The 246-nt window shown below is 39.8% G+C and carries 1 protein-coding gene; it reads left to right on the top strand.

Going from position 1 to position 246, the window contains the following annotated elements; all coding sequences use genetic code 11:
* A partial coding sequence (locus tag FS458_RS20485) for a transposase (protein WP_260858860.1) occupies nucleotides 1-246 on the top strand: 246 nt, incomplete at both ends.

Here is a 246-nt window from a genome sequence, read left to right as displayed (position 1 = left end):
AGCCGACATTTACATTCTATTAGAGACCTTAATGAGAAAATTGTTTGGCAAATAAGTGAAGCTGTGACTCGCCCCCAAAGCTCTAGCTTTAATATTGTCGATGCCCAAAGTGTTAAGAATGCAGATACGGCTGAACAAAAAGGTTATGATGGTGGTAAGAAAGTTTCTGGTATTAAACGACATATCAGTGTAGATATTCTTGGACTTCCCCATGCGATCCATGTTACCACTGCCAATGTCACAGAT

This window comes from Fictibacillus phosphorivorans, assembly GCF_007673525.1.
In the GTDB taxonomy this organism is placed as follows: Bacteria; Bacillota; Bacilli; order Bacillales; family Fictibacillaceae; genus Fictibacillus; species Fictibacillus phosphorivorans_C.
Note: the sequence above shows the minus strand (reverse complement) of the source record. Positions and strands in the feature narration are given on the sequence as shown.